Below are 24635 nucleotides of genomic sequence, written 5' to 3'. Positions count from 1 at the left end.
TAGCATGAAATTATTATTTACTCAATTATATGGATAGACCTCACAGGTCTTAAAGACCTGTGAGGTCTGGTTTTAAAATCTTACATATACGTTTAAGTAGTACGAGGTACCGTATCCAAAGAAATATTTAGAACCAAAAACGGGTGTGTCGCGCTGAGATTCTTCTAGTGCTAATCGATAATTTGCATTTCTGGCTTGTTCAAATCCTCCTGTTCTATATTCCTGATTCAGAATATTATTAATCGATGCAAAAAAACCTATATAATACTTCTTGATTCTCCAGGATTTACCTCCAATCACATTTACTAGGAAGTAATCCTCAAATTGCTCCTGTTCTAAAAGAGTTTGAGCAATAGTTTCATCATAATTATTGAATGGCAAACCATCTGTATCCTGATAAAAATTTGAAGTTCTTGCAAAAGGGCTAATGTTTATATATGCATTAGAAAAATAATTCGTTGTCGCTCCAAACCACCAAAAATCGGGATCACGATATTCAAAACCCAATTGAGCCGCACGCTGTGGGCCTCCTGCAATATGATATCCTTCTAAAAAAGATTTTCCAAAATCCCGTGTTCCCTGAACTTCCAAAAAGGCATCACTCGTGCTGGTTAATATCAAATCCGGGTTATTAACATATGTATAGCTTCCTAATGCAGCCGCACCTTTAAGTTTTATTGAAGGTGTGATTTGGTATTCGACCCCTAACTCACCTCCTATATGAAGCTTGTCAATATCAGTAAGAATCTCTTGTACAAAACCAACATTAGATCCAGATATCGCTTCAGTAAAAAAGAAAGAAATATTAGTTGCATCCTGTATACCTGTATAATATCCTGTTACTTTGGCTTTGATTTTTGGAGAACGAAATATATAACTTGCATCTGCAGATTGAATTTTTTCACTTTCCTGAGTTCCTCCAATCAATGTTGCTATAGTATTATTATTTTGTCTTGCATTCGCAAACGCATTACGAATTGTGGGCGCTTTATTAAAATATGCACCCTGAAACGTAATGAAATTATGTCCATTGATAGCAAAAGTTCCTCCTCCTTTTACTCCATAATTCGTAAAATCTATGGGTTCACTTTTTCCAAAAGATGCATTTCCCGGAAAATATCCATTTTCAAATATCCCATTTCTTTGATAAGATGTCTTTGAAACTGTACCTCCTAAAAAGAAATCTATTCTATTAAATTTGAATTGCCCTTGAATAAACCCATCAAGTATTGAAGCATCAATCTCATAGTTATAATCATAACGGTCACCGACTCCAACAATACGATTAGGGTTACGCAAATCACTTTGTGCTCTATTTACTAATTCTTGAGAAGTCAATCCGCTTGTTGATAAAGCAAATACATCTACATCCAAAAACCCTACTCCACCTAAAAGATCGGTTACCTCAGCAAAATTTTGACTTTTTAAGCTTCTATAATTAATCACAGAGTTTAACGTGATATTTGAGCTGAGTTTACTGTTTACTATAACATTACTACTAAGTTGCATATCTTTGGTTTTATCCTCGTATAAAATATACGTAGCATTACCTCCTTGTTGTGTGTTTTGTTGATTGGTTCGAATTAAATCATCCCAAAGTAACTGACCACGATCAATTAAGTTTTGTTGTGCTAAAAAAGCATTTTGATAATCCAACGGACTAGGGTTTGGGTTTTTCAAAAAAGAACTAGGTAAATTATCTGGATGCACTGGATTTGTGTCTGCACTCCTTCCTCCTCCGATATAAGTTTGTTGTCCATTTGGTCCTTGTATTAAATCACTCCCTCCATTATCAATTCTACTGTTTCCTATACTACCTGTTTGAAACGCAATATTTGTATTTATTAAGGTATTCGGAGTGATATTCCAATAATGGTTAAGCATCACAATAGGTTCTTCAATTTTTCGCTCCCTGGAGTTTCTTAATTTTCCATCTTGATATCCCCAATTAGGGTTATATGTATTTCCTTTTAGATTAAATACTTCTTCTGTAATTGCAGTCGATCTCCCTCTGCGATTTGGAGTATAAAACCCAGTTAGATTAAGGCTATGTGTTTTCCCTAGTTTTTTTTCAATTGAAATAAAGAATGAGTTTGCATCATATAATGTACCATCAACAAAACCTTCATTACCAAACCTTCTGGCTAGTGATACAGAAAAAGCCCATCCATTGGTCATCACACCAGAATTATACGTTCCCATTATTCTCCCTAGATACGTACGATTAGAGGAGGCATAAGAGATTCTTCCTCCCTTACGATATTTGGAAGCACGCATAATGATATTGGAAGTTCCTGAAAGACCTCCGAAAGTATAGTCGTTTTCTGAAATCCCTTGAGAAAACTCACGATTACGTTGCATATCATTTAGTCCTCCCCAGTTACTCCACTGTGGTCTTCCATTAAAGAGTTTATTCATTTCTATACCATTGATTAAAACCTTTCCGTTCTCATTTCCTAAACCTCTTGGGCGAAAAAATGTCGAACTAAAATCAAAAGCAGCCGCATTAAGAAATACATCTCTAGTAGACTGAAGTAAAGCTGCCGCATTAAAGGAGATATCATGGTCTTCATCCAATTCATTATCAGAAAGACTAATAGTTCCTATTTGCAGTTGCTCATCATTAAAATCATATTGTAAATCTATGTCACCCAGGTCCAAGGCTGTATTTTCATTAATAATAATAGGAAAACGCTTGGTTATAAATCCTTTTTTTGAAATGACAAGTATTTCCTCTCCTAAAGGAAGTACCACATGACCAAAATCAAACTCACCATTAGCATTTGTTAGTATAGAAACATTTGATTCTAAGGTTTGTATAGATACTTCTTCAAGGCCTTTTCCTGATATTGCATCTATAATTTTTCCTTTTAACTCTGTTTGTTGAGCATGTAGAAAAGAAATCCCAAAAAAGAAGATCAATACAATCTGTTTTGGATTAAAAAAGTGATACACCATAAATCTTGTTTGTGTTAATTAATGGCAATTATAAAATATCCCAGTTTCATTTTTCGACACTGGAAAAAATAATATTTGCATCTGATTTCTAACTCTAAAACAATTTTATGATCTTAAGAAGCACCACTATATTTTTGATTTTTTTATTATCCTCATCTCTTTTTTCTCAGGAAAAGAAGGAGTATAATATTCATACCATTGCATTTTACAATTTGGAAAATCTTTTTGACCCTGAAGATGACCCAATAACATTTGATGATGATAGAACTCCAAATGGAAAGGACCATTGGACATATCAAATTTATAACCAGAAGGTTAAAAACATGGCAACTACAATTTCTGAGTTGGGTATAACCATAACAAAAAATGCTCCTGCTATTTTGGGTGTCGCCGAAATAGAAAATAGAAAGGTTTTAGAAGACCTTGTTAATGATTCTAGTCTGATAGCTAAAGACTATGGCATTGTTCATTTTGATTCTCCTGACCGAAGGGGTATTGATGTTGCTTTATTATATCAAAAAAGGTTATTTAAACCTAAAAACACTAGTACTCACGAACTCATACTTTATGACACAAACACCAATAAACGAGTATATACAAGGGATCAATTGCTGGTAAGTGGGTATCTTGATGGTGATCTAATTCATATTATTGTAAATCATTGGCCCTCAAGAAGGGGTGGTGAAGCCAGGAGTCAATACAAAAGAAAAAAAGCGGCAGTATTAAATAAAAAAATAATGGATTCATTATTTGCTATTGACCCCTACGCAAAAATTATTACCATGGGTGATCTTAATGATAATCCTAATAATGTAAGTGTTAAAAAGGTTCTAGGAGCAAAACAGCATAAAAAAGAGGTTTTTTTAAAAGAAGTATACAATCCAATGTATGCTATGGCCAAAAAGGGGATGGGTTCTCTAGCCTGGGGAGATCGATGGAATTTATTTGATCAAATTATTGTTTCTGCAAGCCTCTTATTCACAGACTATTCTAGTTATCGATATTACAAAGCGGGTATATTTAATCCAGAATATTTAGTTACTTCTAAAGGTAAGTATAAAGGATATCCATTTCGTAGTTTTGCTGGTGGTTCTTATACAGGTGGATATAGTGACCATTTTCCTGTTTATGTATATCTCATCAAACAAAAAAAGGGATCAAAATGATCCCTTTTTTCTAAAAACATATTTCTTAAATTCAGTTTGCCCCGATTTGAGCACATGCAGCATTAAATTGTTCATCAAAAGTCGAGCCATCTGGAATATCCTGAGCTGCGCCTCCTTCTACACTAAAAGTTCCGTCTCCGTTATCACAAACTTCAATACTTACTGGCCCATTCGAACATGTTCTGCAATTTCCATTTCCATCATCATCACTACCACATGCAGTAAGGCTTAGTACAAGGATACATACTGCAACATACATAAGATTTTTCATAATTTTGGTATTAGGTTAAATTCTGATCACGAATATAGAAGCAAGAATGTTGATTAACAAATATTTAAGTTTATAAAAAAAAGAGACTCGAAAAGGTCTCTTTTATGTATATTATTTAATCTTCTCTATAAAGTAAGTAAGCATTACTCACAATCAGAAAGTTCTATATATCTGCTATATGGAATCCCGGTGTCTTTATCTTCAGTATCTTCATCGCCATCAACAATAAAAGCATTTCCATTTTCACCTCTACATATCGTCTGTGTTATTCCGCTGTTAGTACAACTTAAACATGTTCTCCCAGAAAAGGTACAATCACCTATTCTTTTTAATTCTTCCTCTAAAGCTTCTTTTGCCTCATCATCGGCAAAACAACCATTAATTACTACAGTTTCTAATGCCGTCCTATAAGCATTACAAACATCTGTAGACGTTTGATTTTCGCCATATGCCACTGCAGCCTCTGATAAGGCTACATTTGCTTCGCCACAATCTACATCGTCATCACTCCCACATGCTGCAAATCCAAGGGTAAGGACATATGCAACAGCATACATAAGTTTTCTCATCTTACTTTTTAGTTTTAGGTTAAGTAGCTTCAAAAGTAAGAAAATTAAACCGGATTCTACAAAAAGCCTATATAACAGGGTTTTATAAAGGGATATCTTTCATGTTTTGAAAGACAGTATATTAGAGCGGGATATCAAAAATCAATATTTTTATTTTACTACTTCTATATCAATAGGTTTACCTATATATGCTAAAAAACTACCATCTTCTACTCTCTCTATTTCTTCACTGTGCGATGATATAATTCTAATATTTTTAACGTTATCTTTAATGAATAAAGGGATAATTTCTGGGTCTTCTTTGGTTAGTTCTATGATGACCTTGTAATGATTTTTATCTTTGATTTGTATTTCCTGAATTCCAGGATATTTTTCGGCAAGCTCAATAAGTTTATAATAATCATCTGTATGAGAAAATAATCCCTCCTGAGGGTTGTTTTTTGGGTCTTTCATCTCTTCTGTAGTAATTAATCTAAATGATCCATGTTCCCCAAATTGGTCTCTAAATTTATCTATTGCATACTTATTAATATCACTATTTCCGGTAAGTGCCATAAGATATCCTATGTCATTTAATTCGATGTTATCCTTAAGTTGATCTCCATAAATATTTCCTTCCACTGCTTCTAGACCAAGATCTTTTGCTTTCTTTATATTATCCCTATTGCTATCTACCAATACTACATGACGATTATTTTTTTTGATATATACTGCAATAAGTCTAGAAACTTTGGAGGCGCCAATGATTAGAATCCCATCTGATTTTTTAAGAAAAACCCCAACTAATTTAGCAAAAAGACGTGCTGTTGTAGCATTAAGTAAAACGGTTCCAAGTACGATCATAAATACTAAAGGAGTAATATACTCTGCTCCTGGCACACCTACTTTATACAGTTTTAACCCAAATAATGAAGCAATCCCCGCAGCAACAATACCTCTTGGACCTACCCAACTAATAAAAAGTTTCTCTTTGATTTTGAGTCCCGAATTTATTGAACTTAGAAATACTCCCAATGGCCTAACCAGAAAAACGACAATGATAAAAAGTAAACCTGCTTCCCAGTTATATATTAGTTGTAAATCTTCAATATTAATATTTGCAGACAAAAGAATAAATAATATTGAAATTAAAAGAACACTAAGTGATTCTTTAAAATATAAAATCTCATCTATATGAGGAAGATTAATGTTTCCCAGCACCATTCCCATGACTACCACAGAAAGTAGTCCCGATTCATGAGCAAAAACATCAGACAATACAAATACACCTAATACTGTGGCTAATGTAACTACATTTAACAAATAATGAGGAACAATCTTCCTTTTTAGAGAAAAAGCAAGTCCGTGTGCAAAAGTAAAACCAAAGGTAAAACCAAATAATACTATTTTACCAAATTCTATTAATGCTGTAAACGTAAATTCTTCGCCTCCTCCTACTCTGATAAACTCAAAAACTAAAACTGCTACTAAGGCCCCTATAGGATCAATTAAAATCCCTTCCCATTTCAGTACTGCAGATACATCTTTCTTAAGAGGTATATTTCTTAAAATTGGTGTTATAACAGTAGGACCTGTTACAATAATTAATGAAGAAAATAAGAATGAAATGGGCCATGAGAGTTCAAAAATAAAGTGTGCAGCTAATCCTGCTCCAAAAAATGTAACGACCACAGCAACTGTAATTAATTTTATAATCACTGGCCCTACATTAAAAATTTCACTTCTCCTAAGGGTAAGTCCACCTTCAAAAAGAATAATACTTATAGCGAGAGACACAAAATAAAACAAGCTTTCTCCAGGAAACAAACCTTTGGTACCATTCCAGATTGGTTGTATCAGTTTGGTCCCATCACTTGTATATAACGTGGCAAAAGGACCTACCAAAAGTCCGATTAAAATCAATGGTAAAATTGCTGGGATTTTAAATTTCCAAGCCACCCATTGTGCCAAAATCCCTAAAATAATTATTCCTGCTAGTTCTAACATGATTTGTCTTTACCCAAATATATACAAGAAAGATCATTATTTTTTAAAACACAGTAGAAATAAATGCTATTTTCAGGTTTCAAAAATTAAGTCTATATTCTACCCCACTTAAAATTTAAAAATTTAAAAACGGTCTTGAACGAATTATTCAATCATAAATTTAATACTATTCTTATTGGCGTAGCCTTTTCTCCTAATCTAAAAAACAATATTTTTGAAGCCATGCGGATGGTCGATTTTTTTGATTCAAAATTGATTATAGTCCATGTTGGAGAGAAAACACAGGAAAAAGAAGAAAAAATTAAAGAATTAATTTCAGGGTTTTCTGAAGATGATGAAAAAGTAACTATTATTTGGAAACAAGGTGATCCTGTAACCGTTATTATTGATACTGCTACACAACATAAAGCAAATCTTATTATGCTTGGGGCTATCCCTAGAGAGGATTTTCTTAAATTCTACATAGGATCAATTGCTCGAAAAATTACTAGAAATGCACATTGCTCTGTACTCTTAATTATAAAACCTTCAGAAGATTTGAGGCCTTGTAATCACATTGTGGTCAATGGTCTTAAGGATAAAAAAACAAAGCAAACCATCATTGATTCTTTTGAAGTTGCACAAAATTTGGGTGCACAAAAACTCACAATCATAGAAGAAATTTCTCATCAAGAAGTTAAAATCGTAGTAGAAGATGACCAATCTTTACTTAAAGACACGCTAATAAAAGAACAATTAGCAAAAAAAGAAGATATTAGAGTACAGCATATTCTTAATGATGTACCTGAAGATATTAAAAGTGGTATTTTAATTAAAACGCAATCCATTTTTGGAAAGAGAGGATATTCAATTGGGCATTATGCAAAAGTCGTTGCGGCAGATTTACTCATTATGAACGCTCCAGATAGAACTACGTTTTTGGACCGTATTTTTGTTCATGATATCGAACATATTCTATCAGAATTACCAACAGATGTTCTAATAATGAGATAAATGGAAAAGACGAACACTACAACATCTGGTTTTATATCGCAGTTGCCAAAAAACATCTTTTCTGGTTTTGTGGTTTCATTAATTGCTCTGCCTTTGGGATTAGGTTTGGCATTAGCTTCAGAAGCGCCTCCTATTTCTGGAATAATTGCAGCTGTTGCCGGAGGGATTATTGTAAGTATTTTTGGAGGTTCTAATGTTACCATAACGGGCCCGGGGAATGGATTAGTGGTTGTTTTGCTTGGCGCTATTACCACCCTTGCAAATGGTGATGTCTTTCAAGGGTATCTTTTTACTTTAGCCGCTATTATTTGTTCTGGTGCATTAATGATTATAATAGGTCAATTACGATTAGGCATTTTAAGTGATTATTTTCCTTCTTCTGCTATACAGGGTATGTTAGCAGCCATAGGAATAAGTATTTTCGCAAAACAGTTTCATGTTATGCTTGCTAATACAAGTATAAAAGGTGATACCATTTCCTTATTGGCTAGTATTCCAGATAGTATTTTAGTGCTCTTTAACCCAGAATACCGAGCTGTTGCTATTGCAGCACTGGTTGGAATTATAAGCTTTCTTATAATGGTTTTTTATGGCAAGATCAGGAACAAATATTTTCAATTAGTTCCTGCACCTATGTGGATTGTTCTTTTGGCCATTGGTTTAAGTTATTATTATGAAATTTTTTCTAGTCAGCCTTATCCCATAGATACTTCACTTTTGGTTCAGATGCCTGATGACGTTTTTTCTAATTTTCCTTCTCCTGATTTCTCTTTGCTTTTTGACTTAAAATTTATAAGTGTAGTACTTGCCATTACATTAATATCAAGTATTGAATCATTATTGAGTATAAAAGCTGTAGATAAGTTAGATACGGTAAAAAGAAGATCTAATGTAAATAAAGATCTAACAGCATTAGGGATTGCATCAATTGTTAGTGGTTTTATTGGTGGTCTCAATGTAGTTACAGTAATTGCCAGAAGCTCTGTCAATGTGAACAATGGAGGGACAAACAGAACTTCAAATTTCTTCCATTCTATTTTCCTGATTCTATTTGTCGTTTTGTTTCAGGATCAACTTAGAAGAATCCCACTTACAGCATTAGCAGCAATTTTAGTCTACACAGGTTATAAACTAGCCGCTCCCAGAAACCTGAAAGATGTGGCAAAAATAGGTAAAGAACAGCTTCTTATTTTCTTTGCCACTATTATTGCTACAATAACTACCAATCTAATCACAGGAATTCTAATCGGAATTTTAGCAACTATTATCATACATTTTATTTTAAATAAAAGTGTTATGTTTTTTGCCAGAAACCTTTTTAAGCCTAATGTACTTATGTTTAAAGAAGAAATCAATGGTAATTATTTTGTGAGTGTTAAGAATTTTTCAAACTTTATGAATTATTCACAACTAAAAAGAAGACTTGATACCATCCCTGAGACTCAAGATGCAATTATAGATTTTTCGCTTTGTGATTTTGTAGACTATACAGTACAGGAAAGCTTAATAGGATATCAAGAAACTTTTAAACGAAAAGGAGGGTCTTTTGAAATTACTGGACTTGATATTCACGGCACTTCTTCAGAACATCCTCTCGCAGTAAGAAGTTTAATTCCTTTCTCCAAAAAAATTAAAATCAGCGCAACATCTAATTTTACCAAAAGACAAGTTGATCTACAACATATTGCATCTAATTTTTCTTGGCAGTATGATCCAAAAAAAAATATTGATATTTCTAGTGTACAAGATTTTGTGTTTTTTAAAACCAAAAAAATTAACTATATAAACAATTCTATTTACGACACTCAGTCAATTTTCAAAATTTCAGACATTGAGTTTTCTGAAGGAGAGTTTATCGCCAGAACACTTGTCAGAACAACTGTTTTAACTATAAACTTGAAAGTTGAGATTCCTAAATTTACACTTGACAAAGAAGGTTTGTTAGAATTTGTATATAAATTTGCTGGTTTCAAAGACATTAACATACAGGGGCATCCTGATTTTTCTAAACGATTTTATCTTTTGGGAGAACATCCCGAGCAAATTAGATCATTTTTTAAAGATGAACTAGTCCTGTTTTTTGAAAGTAACCCGTATTATCATATAGAATGTAACGGTATTTATTTATTAGTAATGCGAAAAGAACGCCTGGCAAGTATTAAAGAGATTAAAGCACTTCTAGACTATGGAACTCGTTTAGAAAAAGTTATATCTAGTATACAATCTAACGAAATAGTGTTAAAAAGTCCAAAAATTAAATCCTGATCCTTATCATTTTTTCTATTTTGCAAAGATTTTTAGTTGATTATGAACTTATACCCAATAAAAGCAGGAAATTTTAAACTTGATGGAGGCGCCATGTTTGGAGTCGTTCCTAAAGTACTATGGAATAAAACAAATCCTGCAGATCAAAATAACCTTATAGATATTGCTGCAAGATGCTTGCTTATAGAAGATGGTGAAAAGTTAACTCTTATTGATTCTGGAATGGGAGATAAACAATCAGAAAAATTCTTTAGCCATTATTCGCTATGGGGCAATGATAGTCTAGACGCTTCTCTAAAAGAAAAAGGGTTTCACAGAGATGATATTACTGATGTTTTTATCACGCATCTACACTTTGATCATTGTGGCGGTGTGGTACAATGGAATAATGCTCGAACTGGATATGAATTGGCTTTTAAAAATGCTAAAATATGGAGTAACGAAGAGCACTGGCAATGGGCAGTAGAACCCAATGCTAGAGAAAAAGCATCATTCCTTAAAGAAAATATCATCCCAATTCAAGAAAGTGGTCAATTAAACTTTATATCCAGAACAGATACTTCGTTTCAAAAAAACTCTGAATTAGGTTTTGGCGTACTATTTGTTAATGGACATACAGAAAAGCAAATGATCCCACATATAGAGTACAAAGGTAAAACGATTGTGTTTATGGCAGATCTTCTGCCTACAGTCGGGCATATACCCCTACCTTATGTGATGGGATATGATACCAGGCCATTGTTGACCTTAGATGAAAAGAAGCTATTTCTTGAAAATGCCGCAACAAATGGTTGGTATTTATTCCTGGAGCATGATGCTCATAATGAAATAATAACCGTACGACATACAGAAAAAGGTGTACGTCTTAAAGAAGTTTTTACCTGCTATGAAATATTTAATTAAAAGAAAAAATCAAATGATTTTATCATCAAATAAAGTTTTTGTTACTATTGCTTCATCAATGATTCTTGCAAGTTGTGGTAGCCCCTCTATTATTTCTGTTCCTATAGAAAATATTGATTCTATTCCTTTAAAAAACATGGATCTTACTGAAAATCAATTGAAGAATTGGAATTCTTTTGATTTAGTATCTGATACAATTCCGGGAATGAGTGTAAATAAAGCATACACTGAACTTATTCAGAATAAAAAAGGACAAAAGGTAATCGTTGGTGTTATCGATAGTGGTGTTGATATAGAACATGAAGATCTTAAAGAAGTTGTTTGGACCAATCCAAAGGAAATCAAAGGAAACGGAAAAGATGATGATAATAATGGATATGTAGATGATATCCACGGATGGAACTTCTTAGGTGATTCTGAAGATGAAAATCTGGAGTTTGTAAGAATTATGAAAAAGCTTAAACCAAAATATACTGGTAAAACTTTAGCTTCTGTTGCAGAAGTTGATCGAGGTGAATATCAAAATTATATTGAGGCAAAAGCCGAATTCGAAAAGGAATATCAAGAAAATTCGGGACAAAAAATACAATACGAACAAATTCTACAACTTTCAGAAGCTTCTCATAAAGCTATTTCGGCTGCTCTAGGAAAAGAGGATTATTCTAAAGAAGAGCTTTTAAAAACCGAAGCTAAAACAGCAGAAATGCAACAATACGTTGCTTTTTTGGCTCAAATGTTTGGATTCATGGATCCAGGAGATACCATACCAGATTTTATAAAAAGTATTAAAGAAGGTATAGATCATTTTACAGAACAGCTAAATTATAATTTAAACGCAGAGTTTGATGGAAGAACCGTGGTTGGTGATAATGTTGATGATATAACAGATACCAAATATGGTAACAGTAATGTGATGGGGCCTGATCCTAAAAAAGAAGGACTAAAACACGGAACCCATGTGGCAGGTATTATTGCTGCAAAAAGAAATAATGGTAAAGGGATGAATGGCGTAGCTCAAAATGTAGAAATAATGGCTATCAGAGCAGTTCCTAATGGTGATGAGTATGATAAAGATATAGCTCTAGCATTACGATATGCAGTAGATAACGGTGCAAAAGTGATTAATACTAGTTTTGGTAAATATTATAGTACACATCCAGAATGGGTTAGAGAAGCAATTCGTTATGCTGCATCCAAGGATGTGCTTATTGTTAATGCTGCTGGAAATGAAGGAACAGACTTAGATCAAAAAGCAGTATACCCTAATGATCAAACTGATAATAACACAGAAATAGCGGATAACTTTATTACTATTGGTGCTTTAAATTATGTGTACGGATCAAATCTTGTCGCAGATTTTTCTAATTATGGAAAAAGCAATGTAGATGCATTTGCTCCAGGAGTTAAAATCTGGTCTACTACTCCTAACAATTCTTACGAATATTTACAAGGAACCTCTATGGCTGCTCCTGCTGTCGCTGGTGTTGCAGCATTAATTAGATCTTATTTTCCGTCTCTTAAAGCAGCACAAGTAAAACAAATACTTATGGATAGTGGATTAAATACAAAAACCTCTGTGGTTATTGGTGGTGAACAAACCAATGTTGGAAGTTTTTCAAACTTATCCAAGTCTGGTAAAATGGTGAATCTGTATAATGCTTTTATTATGGCAGATAAATTGTCTAAATAATTTTTAGTATGATGATTAAAAAAATTGCTTTTATCTTTTTTATAGGAATCTACACTATAGTTGCGCAAAATAATACTTCATATTGGCAACAAGAAGTAGACTATACTATGAAAGTGGACATGAATGTTGAAAACTTTCAATATCAGGGAACACAAGAATTAATCTATTCTAATAATTCTCCAGATACCTTATATCAGGTCTTCTATCATTTGTATTTTAACGCATTTCAACCGGGAAGTGAAATGGATATTAGATCTCTTAATTTTCCTGATCCAGACCCTAGGGTTGGAAATAGAATAAGTAAGCTTAAACCTGATGAAATAGGGTATCTCAAAGTTTCTTCTTTAACACAAAACGGAAAACCTATTACTTATGAAACTTCTGGTACCGTTCTCGAAGTTAAATTAGATAAACCCGTTTTACCTGGTGAAAAAGCAACTTTTTCAATGAAATTTAATGGTCAGGTTCCTTTACAAATACGTCGTTCTGGTAGAAACAATAAAGAAGGAATTGCATTGTCGATGACCCAATGGTATCCAAAAATGGCAGAATATGATTTCGAGGGTTGGCATGCTCACCCCTATATAGCAAGAGAATTTCATGGTGTTTGGGGTAACTTTGATGTAACGATAAACATTGATAAAAAATATGTTCTAGGAGGTACGGGGTATTTGCAAAACCCACAAGAGATTGGACATGGTTATGAAAAGCCGGGTACTAAAGTTACTAAAAAAGGAAAAAAACTTTCTTGGCATTTTAAAGCTCCAAAAGTTCATGATTTTGCTTGGACCGCTGATCCAGAATATCTGCATGATGTGGTAAAAGTTCCTAATGGACCTACGCTTCATTTTTTATACAAGAATAATAAAGAAATTATTGATAAATGGAAAGATCTTCAACCAAAAACGGTTGAACTCATGAATTATTTCAGTGAAAAAATAGGAAAATACCCTTACGAACAATATTCTGTCCTCCAAGGTGGTGACGGTGGTATGGAGTATGCAATGTGTACATTAATTACTGGTGAAAGAAGCTTTGGTAGTTTGGTTGGCGTTACTGCACATGAAATGGCACATTCCTGGTTTCAACATATTCTAGCAACTAACGAATCCAAACATGAATGGATGGATGAGGGATTCACTAGTTATATTTCTACACTTGCTATGAATGAAGTTATGAAGCAAAATAATCCTAATTCATTACGTGGAATTTACGGCGGATATTATCAACTAGCAACTTCTGGTATAGAACAGCCACAAACTACACAAGCTGATCGTTATATGCATAATGCCGCATATGGCGCTTCTGCATATTCTAAAGGAGCTGTTTTCTTATCTCAACTAGGGTATATCATAGGAGAAGATAATCTTGCTAAAACAATTAAAAGATATTTTGATGATTGGAAATTTAAACACCCTACTCCTAATGATTTTAAGAGGGTAGCAGAAAAAGTATCAGGAATGCAATTAGATTGGTATTTAACCGATTGGACTCAAACTACCAATACTATTGATTATGGTATTAAAGAAATAACAGAAAATAATAATAGAACTCAGGTCGTTTTAGAACGAATTGGGCAAATGCCTATGCCTTTAGATGTTTATGTAGAATACAAAGACAGTACGATAGAGTCATTTTATATACCTTTAAGAATGATGCGTGCAGAAAAAGCAAATCCAATTCCATCAATGAAACGTACAGTTTTAGCAGATTGGCCATGGACTAATCCAAATTATTACTTGGATCTTTCAAAATCAAAGTCTGAAATCAAATCAATAACTATAGACATTAGTAATACACTAGCTGATATAAACCCTAGTAACAATAGTTTTTCTGAATAATTTATAAAAGAATTTTTATAGAAGAAACCGGCTTTAGAGCCGGTTTTTTTATCAGTATTAGTATAATCACTACATTTAATGCCCCATGAAGGCTACTTTTAATAAAAAAGAGAAATTAAAAAGTAAAAAAGAGATAGAATTGCTTTTTTCTGAAGGAAAATCTATCTCAAAATACCCTATTAGGTTAGTATACAGAAAATCCCTTTTTGAACAGAATGTAACAATAAAAGCAGGCGTATCGGTAAGTAAGAGACATTTTAAAAATGCTGTGGATCGCAATCTTATAAAGCGTTTATTACGCGAAAGTTATAGAAAAAATAAGTATATTGTACCCAACACTACTCATCAATTCACTTTTATGTTTTTATATTCAGGTAAAGAAATACCCGAATATTCATTAGTTGAATTTAAAATAAAAGGAATTTTACAAAAATTTGTTGAACAGGAGATCACATCAAAATAATGATTACCATTATATGGTTTGCAAAACTTATCCATTAAAAAAATACCTATGAAGAAGAGAATCATCTATCCTGCTATTGCTGTCGTTGTTTTACTATCTACGGTTAGTTTTAAATCTGATTTTTTTGAAATTGCAAAACAGATCGAAATTTTCACTACAATGTTTAAAGAATTAAACATGAACTACGTAGATGAAACAAATCCAGCCGAATTAATGGATACAGCTATTAAGGCTATGTTAGACGATCTAGATCCGTATACCAAATATTGGAATGAACAAGACGTCGAGGCTTCAAAAATTCGTAACGCTGGAGAATATACAGGTATTGGAGCTTCTGTAAAGACAATAAAAGATAAAATCATTATTGTAGAGCCATATAAAAATTATCCTGCAGATAAAGCCGGTTTAAAAGCCGGAGATGAAATCACACAAATTGGAGATATCAAGGTAGCAGATTTTAAAGAAGATGCTGGAGAACTTCTAAAAGGAGCTAGTGGTACCAAAGTCGATATCATCTATACCAGACAAGGACAAAGTAAAGCCACCGTACTTACAAGAGAAGAAATAGAAGTAGATGCTGTTCCTTTTTATACTTTACTTGACGATAATACTGGATATATTGTTTTGTCAAAATTTAATAATAAGGCTTCTAGTGAAACCATTGATGCCCTAAATGATTTAAAGGCAAAAGGAGCAAATAAGGTAGTTCTTGATTTAAGAGGTAACCCTGGTGGTTTATTAAGTGAAGCTATAAATGTTACTAATATCTTTGTTCCTAAAGGAGAACTTATCACTACAACAAAATCAGTAGTAAAAAAGTATAATAAGGAATATTTCACTAAACGAGAACCTGTTGATATTCAGATACCCTTAGTTGTGTTAGTAAATGGTCGTAGTGCTTCTGCCAGTGAAATTGTAGCTGGTAGTATACAGGATTTAGATAGAGGAGTAGTTATTGGTGCCAGAAGTTTTGGAAAAGGATTGGTACAAAGACCAAAAAAATTAACTTATGGTACTCAGTTAAAAATTACTATTTCTCGCTATTATACCCCAAGCGGCAGATGTATTCAGGCTCTGGATTATTGGAATCGAGACAAAAACAACAATGCTGTTCGTATTGACGAGCAAGATTTTAAAGCTTTTAAAACTAAAAATGGAAGAACAGTATATGACGGTGGTGGTATACAACCAGATATAGAATTAGAAACCTCTAAATTCAGTAAAATAACTACTGCTTTATTAAAATCAGACGCTATTTTTGGGTATGCAACAAAGTATTATTATGCTCATAAATTAGAAAAATCAGGCGATTTTAAATTTACCGATAGTGATTATGAAGAGTTTAAAAAGTTTGTGAAACAAAGTGATTTTAACTTTGAGACAGAAACCGAAAAAGCGTTTGAAAAAGCACTTAAAATAGCTGAACGCGAAAAATTAGATCAAGGTATAAATACTTCTTATGATGCCTTAATTGCTTCTGTAAATGCTTCTAAACAGACTGCATTAGATAAACACAAAAATGAGATCGTTAATTTACTTACCGATGAGATTATCAAACGTTACTTCTATCGTGAGGGATTATATGATTATTATGTAACCCATAATCCCGAAGTAGCTAAAAGTCAAGAAATCCTTAACAACACTAAGAAATACAACGAAATTTTGAAGTAAGTAGTCTTATCATTTTTTGATAGAATTTTTATTTTTTAAAACATTTAGATCATACCTTCTCTCTGTTACTGGTTTACCAAAGGTTGTTGATTCTATTTCCTTTGTTAACTCAAATCCGTGATTAAGGTATAAAGAAGCTGCAGTCTCTAGTTCATCTGCTGTCAATAAATAACATGATGTATATCCACAGGAGTGGAAAAAATCCATATACAGTTGCATTAATTTTCGACCCAAACCAATACCTCTGTATCTTTTTTCTATATAAAAATAACGCAACTGAGCACTGTTATTTTCTCTTTTCATAAGTAAAAGAAATCCAATTATTTGACCATTATGTTCACAAACCCAAACACGTTCTTTATCTGGGTTATAAGATTGATAAAATTCGTGGATACCACGAGCTACATAAGTTTCAAAAGAAATACCATATTGAAATTCTTCAGCATATAACTTTCCATGTCTATATATAATAAAACCTAAGTCTCCTGGTTTTAAATATGTTCTTATTTTTATATCATCAAGTGCGATCTTTGACTTGTTAGACAATGTTTTTATGGACTCCATATTTTGTAGAAGTGTTTGCGACTCCAAAGGAGATAAATGTGCAAATACTCTTTTTAATTGATGCTCTGAATTGGTATTAAGTTTCAGGAATTCCTTTTCTCCTAACTTGGTTAATTGCAACATAAAAACTCGTTTGTCAGTTAGTGAAACAGTTTTTGAAATTATTTTTTGTTTTTCAAAACGTTTTAAAATACGGCTTAAATACCCTTTATCAATATCCAAAAGTTCAATAATATCTGATGCTGTAAACCCCGGATTATGATAAATTTCAAATATAATCCTAGCCTCAGGCAAAGAATATTTACTGTCTAAAATATGAGTGTCTAAAAGCCCTATTATATTGGTATAAAATCTATTAAAAGCTCTTATTTTACTAATGTATTTTTTATTCATAACAATTATTAGTTGACTAAGTCAACTAATATACGATATTTATACTACATTTTAAAAAAGTAGTAAGGTATCTATCAATTAAATTATCATGGCAATATGAGGGATTCCGTCTTCAAGATATTCATCACCTATCTTTTTAAAATTATGAGTTTCATAGAATTTTTTTAAGTAGGTTTGAGCAGATATTTTAATTTGTTTTGTTTTGTAATAGGTTTCTATTGCATTAATACTTGTCTTTATTAAATCATGACCATATCCAAATTGTCTTTCATTTTTGGAAACTACAACTCTTCCTATACTTGCTTTTTCAAAATAATCTCCAGCATCAAATAATCTGGTATATGCAACTATATTTTCGTTTTTCCATCCGATAACATGAAGTGCTTTTTGATCTTTATTATCAATATCTTGATATACACAATCTTGCTCTACCACAAAAACTTCTGCGCGCAAGCGCAAAATTTTATACATTTCTATTGTCGATAGCTCATCAAATCGCTTAACTTCAAACTTAATATTCATATCTTCTTAGTCTTGTACAATAATATCTTTATTATCTTCTTTACCATATTCGGGTTGAAGTGTAACATGGTTAATACCAAATTTTTTCTGAAGAACATCTTCAATAGTATGTAATACTTCTCCAAACTCTGAAACCTGTATATCACTATTAAAATCTATATGAGCTTCTAAATGTGTTTCTTCTTCATTAAGTTGCCATACATGTATATGATGGATACTTTTAATTTTTGGTAATGCATTAATTGTGTTTACGATTTCCTTTACTTCTATAGTATCAGGAGTGTACAACATCAACACTTTGAAAGATCTTTTTAATAAATCATAGCCCACTATAATTAGATAAATTGCAATTGCAAAAGTAAGCACGCTATCTACCCAAAACAGTCGATAATATTTCATTAACAATCCTCCTATCAAAACCGCTACAGATGCCATTAAATCTGTAATAAGGTGTAAATATGCTGATCGCATATTCATATTTACTTTACTATCTTGTTTTAGAAGTAGCACACTTAATCCATTACCTAAGATTGCTACTACAGAAAGTATAATGACAATATTTGCACTTATTTTGTGAGGGTTTTGTAACCTTTCTATTGCTTCAAAAACAAGTATTATTGCTATAACAACTAATGAAGCAGCATTTATAAATGCTGCCATAATTTCTGCTCTTTTAAAACCAAATGTTCTTTTTATAGACGCTTCCCTCTTTGCTAATCTATTAGCAAAAAAGCTAACGATTAATGAAATTACATCACTAAAATTATGTAGAGCATCTGATAACAGAGAAAGACTTCCTGATAGCAAACCACCTATGACCTGTGCAATGGTAATGCCTATATTTAAAAAAATAGAAAATAATAAACTACGCCCAGTGAGTTCATGATCAGAATGTGAATGATTATGAGCGTGATTTTCTATCATATATTAGATGCACATTGGTATTTTATTTACCCTGTTTAAATGTCTACCCCCTTCAAATTTTGTTTCTAAAAACGTCTTTACTATTTCAATAGCTTGTGGTTGTGATGTAAATCTTGCAGGTATACATACGATATTGGCATTATTGTGTAATCTTGTCAATTCTGTAATCTCCTTTGTCCAACAAAGTCCTGCTCGAACATTAGTATATTTATTAGCTGTCATTGCAACTCCATTTCCACTTCCGCAAATTAAAATTCCTAAATTAACTTTCTCACTATCAACATCCTTTGCTACAGGATGAACAAAATCAGGATAATCTACACTAGAATTATCATCGGTTCCATAATTTGTAACTTCTATACCTTCAGATTCTAAATATGACGCAATTGCAAATTTATATTCAGTTCCTGCGTGATCGTTTCCAATAGCTATTTTCATTTTTTTGTTGATTTCGTTATTTGAACAAAGATAATTCAATCCAAAAAAAGTAAACTCCAAAAAATCAATAATTTAAATCAATATTACCTCAATGTTAATAACTCATAACCTTCTGTTAACATACGATGTGCATAAATAGTTCTTAAAATTCAGAAACTTTTTTTGGTAATCTAAATTTTTATTAGAATACAAGCAACTCAACAACAAATCAAAATTTTAACTTGTCTTTTTTTAGATAAGTTTTCAGGTATTAACTCAATGTTATGAACTACGGTTTTACCGTAATAATATTAAAAATTTTATGTGTTTATAATCTATTAACAACTGTTAATTAAATTTTACTTTTAGAAGATTTTCAAGCAATTAGTATATTGATATCCTGTTTATATGTTTCTGAAAATTTGATATTACTTAAAAAGCAAATAAAATTTAGAAAAGTTATACCGCTATCCACACTACATAATAATAATCATTATTAATTTTAAATTTTAAAAAAAGAAAAAGATATTTATAATATATGTTGACAACTGTTTTTAATTGTAACATAGACTATAGATTCTAAATTTATACAATTGTGAGATGAGAATTGGTATTAAGATCATTTATGATTTGAAGTACTCTTTGTTTGTCCCTCTTATGGATTTTGAGGTTTATTCCTCCTAAGGCATTGGAGTAGAAAGGAAAAACTCCTATCATTGTTTCGTTTTCAAAAAAATAAGAAATTCCTTCCTGATCAAGAAGGTGTTTTAATACTGTATACTCAAAAGGATAAGTATACGTTTTAACGATAACAAAATCTTTCATTCAATAGTTTTTTCCTTGATTGTAGTCTATTTACAATATACAAAATATGATAGAACTATTAAATTGGTAATAAGATAAATAAGTGATTAAAATAGAATATAGAAAGGTAAAAACTAGTTAATTTGAGTGGCTTCACGATCAATTTTAACTGAGCTATTTATTTCAGATTCATCCAAAGTATCTTTTTTCTGATCAATAGTATTATTTATATATAGGGTAAAAGAGTAAATACCCAATAAAAATATCAGAACAAAAAACACTATAATTTTATGTATTTTTTTGATTTTATTCATATCTAAATAAATACTTAACGAACAAAAGGTAATCCTAGTGTATTAAAATTAAGTAAATTTTAAGAAAAAAAACCATTTTTGTTTAAAAAATAATAATGTAACCGTTTGATTTAGAGATAATGTAATTTATTGGGTATAAACAGTTATATCCTTTTAAGGATTAATAAAAGTTTAATCCTAAAACTATTAATGTTAAAAGATAAGCTGTACTTTTATCATAAATAATAGAACAGATATTAATGAAAAGAAAGAGTAGAAGAAGAAAGAAGTCCCCAAAAATAGAGAATATTACCCAAGGAATACTCAAAATATTAAAGTCAGAATCCAATAAAAGTTTTAATTATAAGCAAATTGCCGCAAAATTTGGAGTGGATGATGCCAGTAGTAGAAATCAGATTATTAAGAAATTAACACAGTTAGCTGCAAAAAAACAGATTGAAGAAGTTGAAAGAGGAAAATTTAAAATAACTCCGAATATAAATACATATACTGGTATTCTTGAGATAACTTCAAAAGGTACAGGATATGTTATCGTTAAAGATTTAGAGGATGATATTTTTGTACCTAACAATAATTTGAATAAAGCTTTACATGGTGATGAAGTAGAGGTATATATTTATCGTAGAAAAAGAAGAGGAAAGAGTGAAGGAGAGATTTCTAGAATTATTTCACGTAAGAAAAATGAATTTGTTGGTGTAATTGAAATTCAGAAAAATTATGCTTTTGTAAATATGCAGGATGCTAAAATGTATACTGATATTTTCATTCCTAAAAACAAAATAGGAAAAGCAGAACATGGAGATAAAGTACTGGTGAGCCTTGAAGATTGGCCTGAAAAAGCTGATTCTCCGTTTGGTAAAGTAGTTAAAGTACTTGGTAAACCAGGAGAACATAACACCGAAATCCATTCTATTTTAGCACAGTATGGATTACCATATGAATTTCCTGAAGAGGTAGAAGAATATGCCAATACATTAGATACTTCTATTCAGGAGTCTGAAGTGAAGAATCGTAGGGATATGCGAAAAATACTCACGTTTACTATCGATCCTAAAGATGCTAAAGATTTTGATGATGCATTATCATTTGAAGTTTTGGATAATGGTAATTATGAGATCGGAATTCATATTGCAGATGTATCTCATTATGTTAAACCAGGAACAATATTAGATGATGAAGCATATGAAAGAGCAACATCGGTGTATTTGGTAGATCGAGTAGTACCTATGCTACCAGAAGTTTTATCTAATAATGCATGTTCTCTAAGACCAAATGAAGAGAAATATACATTTTCTGCTGTATTTGAATTAAATGATAAAGCAGAAATTAAAAACCAATGGTTCGGTAGAACTGCGACTTATTCTGATGCTAGATTTGCATATGAAGAAGCGCAGCATATTATTGAAACTGGTAAAAATGTGATTCCAGCAGAAATTTCGCTTACAGGAAAAGAGTATAAGACCGATCAAAAAATAGCCGATGCTGTCTTAAAAATGGATGATCTTGCTAAAATTATGAGAGCAAAACGAATGGGAGCTGGAGCTATTTCTTTTGATAAAGTAGAAGTAAAGTTTACTCTAAATGAAAATAATGAACCTGTAGGAGTGTTTTTTAAGACTTCTAAGGATGCTAATAAACTTATTGAAGAGTTTATGTTACTTGCTAATAAAAAGGTTGCAGAGTTTATAGGAAAACAATCTCCTAAGAAAACATTTATTTATAGAGTGCATGATGAGCCAAATGATGAGAAGTTAGCAGCTTTACAAAATATCATAGGTAGATTTGGATATAAACTTGATCTTAGAGATAGAAAAACAACAACAAAATCATTAAATGGATTATTAAAAGATGTTCAAGGTAAAAAAGAACAAAATTTAGTAGATACATTAGCAATTCGTAGTATGAGTAAAGCAGAATATACTACTCATAATATTGGACATTATGGTTTGGCTTTTGAGTATTACTCTCATTTTACATCCCCAATACGAAGGTATCCCGATGTTATGGCACACCGTTTGTTGCAACATTATCTGGATAAAGGAAAATCTGCTTCTGAAGATGAATATGAAGAAAAATGTAATCATAGCAGTAGCATGGAAAACCTTGCAGCCAGTGCAGAACGTGATTCTATCAAGTTTATGCAGATAAAGTTTATGAAAGATCATGAAGATGAACAGTTTTTAGGAGTAATTTCTGGAGTGACCGAATGGGGTATTTATGTAGAAATAATTTCTAATAAATGTGAGGGCATGATCCGCCTTAAGGATATGAGTGGTGATCACTATGTTTTTGATCAAGACGAATATGCGGTGATTGGAGAACATACTAAAAAAGTATATCAGTTAGGAGATGAGGTGTATGTGAAAGTAAAAAACGCTGATCTTATAAAAAGACATTTGGATTTTACCTTGTTAGGAAGTAAAGAAGATGTAGAATAATTTAGGGATAAGTGTCGTTTTTTATAGAAATAAAAATATAATATAAATCTTAAAAAATAGGGCGATGAAAAAATTAGCATTTCTGTTAGTTATGTTGTTAGTGACGTTAGGACAGGCACAAGATATCATAACAAAAAATGTAGGAGACTTTAACGAATTAAAAGTTTTTGATAAGATACAACTCACTTTAATTGAGGGAAAAGAGAACAAAATTGAGATAACTGGTATTAAAAGAAGAGATGTAGATATTGTTCAAAATGGTAATCTTCTTAAAGTGAGAATGCGATTGGATAATTTGTGGGATAATAATAATACTAAAGTAACTGTATATTATAAACAAATTAATAAGATTGATGTTAATGAAGGATCGAGAGTAGAAGTCGATGGTTTAATTACTGCAGAAACTTTAGATCTTAGAGCGCAGGAAGGAGCTAGTATGATGGCAAAAATAGATGCTGGTTTCATATACGCCAAGGCAATTACAGGTGGTGAAATAGAACTTAGGGGTAATGCAAAAGAGCAAGAGGTAAGTATTACTTCAGGAGGGCAATACTATGGAAGAGACCTTAGAACAAATGATACTCAGGTAAAAATTAGTGCTGGAGGAATAGCAGAAGTAAATGCTAAAAATTATATAAAAGCCAATACTAATGCTGGTGGAAGGATAAGGATTTTTGGAAATCCAAAACAAATGGATACTCAAAAACTTTTAGGTGGAAAAATTGTTGAAGTTAACTAAGTAGTTTTTAACTTTGTAGTAAATACGCTTAGACCCTATGCTTCAAGATGCTCAAGCAGCAATACCATTAGGTTTTTTATTAGCCTTTTTAATAGGGCCTGTTTTTTTTGTACTACTAGAAACAGCAGCTATAAAGGGATTTAGAGCGGCATTGGCTGTAGACTTTGGTGTTATCTTTGCTGATATTGTATTTATTCTTATTGCATATTTTAGTACTAATCAAATTTTAGAAAAAATAAAAGATGATCCTGCCTTATTTATCTTTGGTGGAATGTTGTTATCAACTTATGGAGTAATTTCTTTTATTCAGGAACGAAAAAATTATAATAAAGTTAGAGATACATCTGTAGAAATTATCAATAAGCATAATTATATTATGCTGTTTATAAAAGGGTTTCTTCTTAACTTTATTAATATCGGAGTGTTAGGTTTTTGGTTAAGTGTTATCATTGTGATCGGACCACAATTGGATATGAATACTAATAGGATTTTATATTTCTTTGCAATGGTATTGGGAACTTATCTTTTTATTGATTTTTTTAAAATGTTGCTTGCTAAGAGATTAAAAAGAAAATTAACCCCAAAAAGAACATATACTATCAAGAGAATCATTAGTATAATCATGATCGTATTTGGTGTATTTCTTATTTTAAAAGGTGTCCTTCCTGATACAATGGAGAAACGAATACAGGATGAAATCGAAAAAATAACTCCAGAAAGTAGATTTAAATAAAAAAACCTATA

Annotated in this window: 20 protein-coding genes; 11 read left to right on the top strand and 9 right to left on the bottom strand. The window is 31.8% G+C overall.

Annotation, left to right across the window (positions count from 1 at the left end):
* Positions 1 to 72 precede the first annotated feature (72 nt).
* Positions 73 to 2958, bottom strand: coding sequence for a TonB-dependent receptor (locus DK442_RS12790; protein WP_109436267.1), 2886 nt, complete (start codon positions 2956 to 2958; stop codon positions 73 to 75).
* Between the two features lie 107 nt (positions 2959 to 3065).
* Here DK442_RS12790 and DK442_RS12785 point away from each other — a divergent pair, with 107 nt between their 5' ends.
* Complete coding sequence (locus DK442_RS12785) at positions 3066 to 4124, top strand: endonuclease (protein WP_109436266.1); 1059 nt, start codon at positions 3066 to 3068, stop codon at positions 4122 to 4124.
* 31 nt (positions 4125 to 4155) lie between these two features.
* On the opposite strand, the gene DK442_RS12780 is transcribed toward DK442_RS12785, so the two are convergent.
* From DK442_RS12780 to DK442_RS12770, 3 genes are all read right to left on the bottom strand, one after another.
* On the bottom strand, positions 4156 to 4395 hold the full coding sequence (locus tag DK442_RS12780; RefSeq protein ID WP_109436265.1) for a hypothetical protein: 240 nt from the start codon (positions 4393 to 4395) through the stop codon (positions 4156 to 4158).
* Positions 4396 to 4538: 143 nt separating this feature from the next.
* A complete protein-coding gene (locus tag DK442_RS12775; protein WP_109436264.1) occupies positions 4539 to 4964 on the bottom strand; it encodes a hypothetical protein in 426 nt (141 codons plus the stop codon).
* A gap of 150 nt (positions 4965 to 5114) precedes the next feature.
* On the bottom strand, positions 5115 to 6950 hold the full coding sequence (locus tag DK442_RS12770) for a sodium:proton antiporter (protein ID WP_109436263.1): 1836 nt from the start codon (positions 6948 to 6950) through the stop codon (positions 5115 to 5117).
* Between the two features lie 135 nt (positions 6951 to 7085).
* Between DK442_RS12770 and DK442_RS12765 the strand changes: the two genes are divergently transcribed.
* From DK442_RS12765 to DK442_RS12735, 7 genes are all read left to right on the top strand, one after another.
* Positions 7086 to 7943, top strand: coding sequence for a universal stress protein (locus DK442_RS12765; RefSeq protein WP_235010952.1), 858 nt, complete (start codon positions 7086 to 7088; stop codon positions 7941 to 7943).
* Positions 7944 to 10208 (top strand): SulP family inorganic anion transporter, encoded by a 2265-nt coding sequence (locus tag DK442_RS12760; protein ID WP_109436262.1) that lies wholly within the window; start codon positions 7944 to 7946, stop codon positions 10206 to 10208.
* Positions 10209 to 10250: 42 nt separating this feature from the next.
* Positions 10251 to 11111, top strand: coding sequence for an MBL fold metallo-hydrolase (locus DK442_RS12755; protein ID WP_109436261.1), 861 nt, complete (start codon positions 10251 to 10253; stop codon positions 11109 to 11111).
* Positions 11095 to 12801, top strand: a complete 1707-nt coding sequence (locus DK442_RS12750; protein ID WP_370444660.1) for a S8 family serine peptidase — start codon at positions 11095 to 11097, stop codon at positions 12799 to 12801. Before DK442_RS12755 ends, DK442_RS12750 begins: the two co-directional genes overlap by 17 nt.
* A gap of 8 nt (positions 12802 to 12809) precedes the next feature.
* A complete protein-coding gene (locus tag DK442_RS12745) occupies positions 12810 to 14642 on the top strand; it encodes a M1 family metallopeptidase (RefSeq protein ID WP_109436260.1) in 1833 nt (610 codons plus the stop codon).
* 85 nt (positions 14643 to 14727) lie between these two features.
* The gene (rnpA, locus tag DK442_RS12740; protein ID WP_109436259.1) at positions 14728 to 15105 is read left to right on the top strand and encodes a ribonuclease P protein component; all 378 of its coding nucleotides are present in this window, start codon (positions 14728 to 14730) and stop codon (positions 15103 to 15105) included.
* A gap of 48 nt (positions 15106 to 15153) precedes the next feature.
* On the top strand, positions 15154 to 16776 hold the full coding sequence (locus DK442_RS12735) for a S41 family peptidase (RefSeq protein WP_109436258.1): 1623 nt from the start codon (positions 15154 to 15156) through the stop codon (positions 16774 to 16776).
* Positions 16777 to 16785: 9 nt separating this feature from the next.
* On the opposite strand, the gene DK442_RS12730 is transcribed toward DK442_RS12735, so the two are convergent.
* The 5 genes from DK442_RS12730 to DK442_RS12710 all read right to left on the bottom strand — a co-directional run bounded on the left by DK442_RS12730 (position 16786) and on the right by DK442_RS12710 (position 20421).
* Positions 16786 to 17733: a bifunctional helix-turn-helix transcriptional regulator/GNAT family N-acetyltransferase gene (locus DK442_RS12730; RefSeq protein WP_109436257.1), complete on the bottom strand. Its 948-nt coding sequence runs from the start codon at positions 17731 to 17733 to the stop codon at positions 16786 to 16788.
* 78 nt (positions 17734 to 17811) lie between these two features.
* Positions 17812 to 18255 (bottom strand): GNAT family N-acetyltransferase, encoded by a 444-nt coding sequence (locus DK442_RS12725; protein WP_200825110.1) that lies wholly within the window; start codon positions 18253 to 18255, stop codon positions 17812 to 17814.
* A 6-nt stretch (positions 18256 to 18261) separates the two neighbouring features.
* The gene (locus DK442_RS12720; protein WP_109436256.1) at positions 18262 to 19179 is read right to left on the bottom strand and encodes a cation diffusion facilitator family transporter; all 918 of its coding nucleotides are present in this window, start codon (positions 19177 to 19179) and stop codon (positions 18262 to 18264) included.
* 3 nt (positions 19180 to 19182) lie between these two features.
* Positions 19183 to 19617: a ribose 5-phosphate isomerase B gene (gene rpiB, locus DK442_RS12715; protein ID WP_109436255.1), complete on the bottom strand. Its 435-nt coding sequence runs from the start codon at positions 19615 to 19617 to the stop codon at positions 19183 to 19185.
* 564 nt (positions 19618 to 20181) lie between these two features.
* On the bottom strand, positions 20182 to 20421 hold the full coding sequence (locus tag DK442_RS12710; protein WP_109436254.1) for a hypothetical protein: 240 nt from the start codon (positions 20419 to 20421) through the stop codon (positions 20182 to 20184).
* A gap of 532 nt (positions 20422 to 20953) precedes the next feature.
* Between DK442_RS12710 and rnr the strand changes: the two genes are divergently transcribed.
* From rnr to DK442_RS12690, 3 genes are all read left to right on the top strand, one after another.
* Entirely contained in the window at positions 20954 to 23152 is a 2199-nt protein-coding gene (rnr, locus tag DK442_RS12700) for a ribonuclease R (protein ID WP_109436252.1), read from the top strand.
* 64 nt (positions 23153 to 23216) lie between these two features.
* The gene (locus DK442_RS12695) at positions 23217 to 23891 is read left to right on the top strand and encodes a head GIN domain-containing protein (RefSeq protein WP_109436251.1); all 675 of its coding nucleotides are present in this window, start codon (positions 23217 to 23219) and stop codon (positions 23889 to 23891) included.
* 37 nt (positions 23892 to 23928) lie between these two features.
* On the top strand, positions 23929 to 24624 hold the full coding sequence (locus tag DK442_RS12690) for a LysE family translocator (protein WP_109436250.1): 696 nt from the start codon (positions 23929 to 23931) through the stop codon (positions 24622 to 24624).
* Positions 24625 to 24635 lie beyond the last annotated feature (11 nt).

This window comes from Aquimarina sp. AU119, from assembly GCF_900312735.1.
In the GTDB taxonomy this organism is placed as follows: domain Bacteria; phylum Bacteroidota; class Bacteroidia; order Flavobacteriales; family Flavobacteriaceae; genus Aquimarina; species Aquimarina algiphila.
Note: the sequence above shows the minus strand (reverse complement) of the source record. Positions and strands in the feature narration are given on the sequence as shown.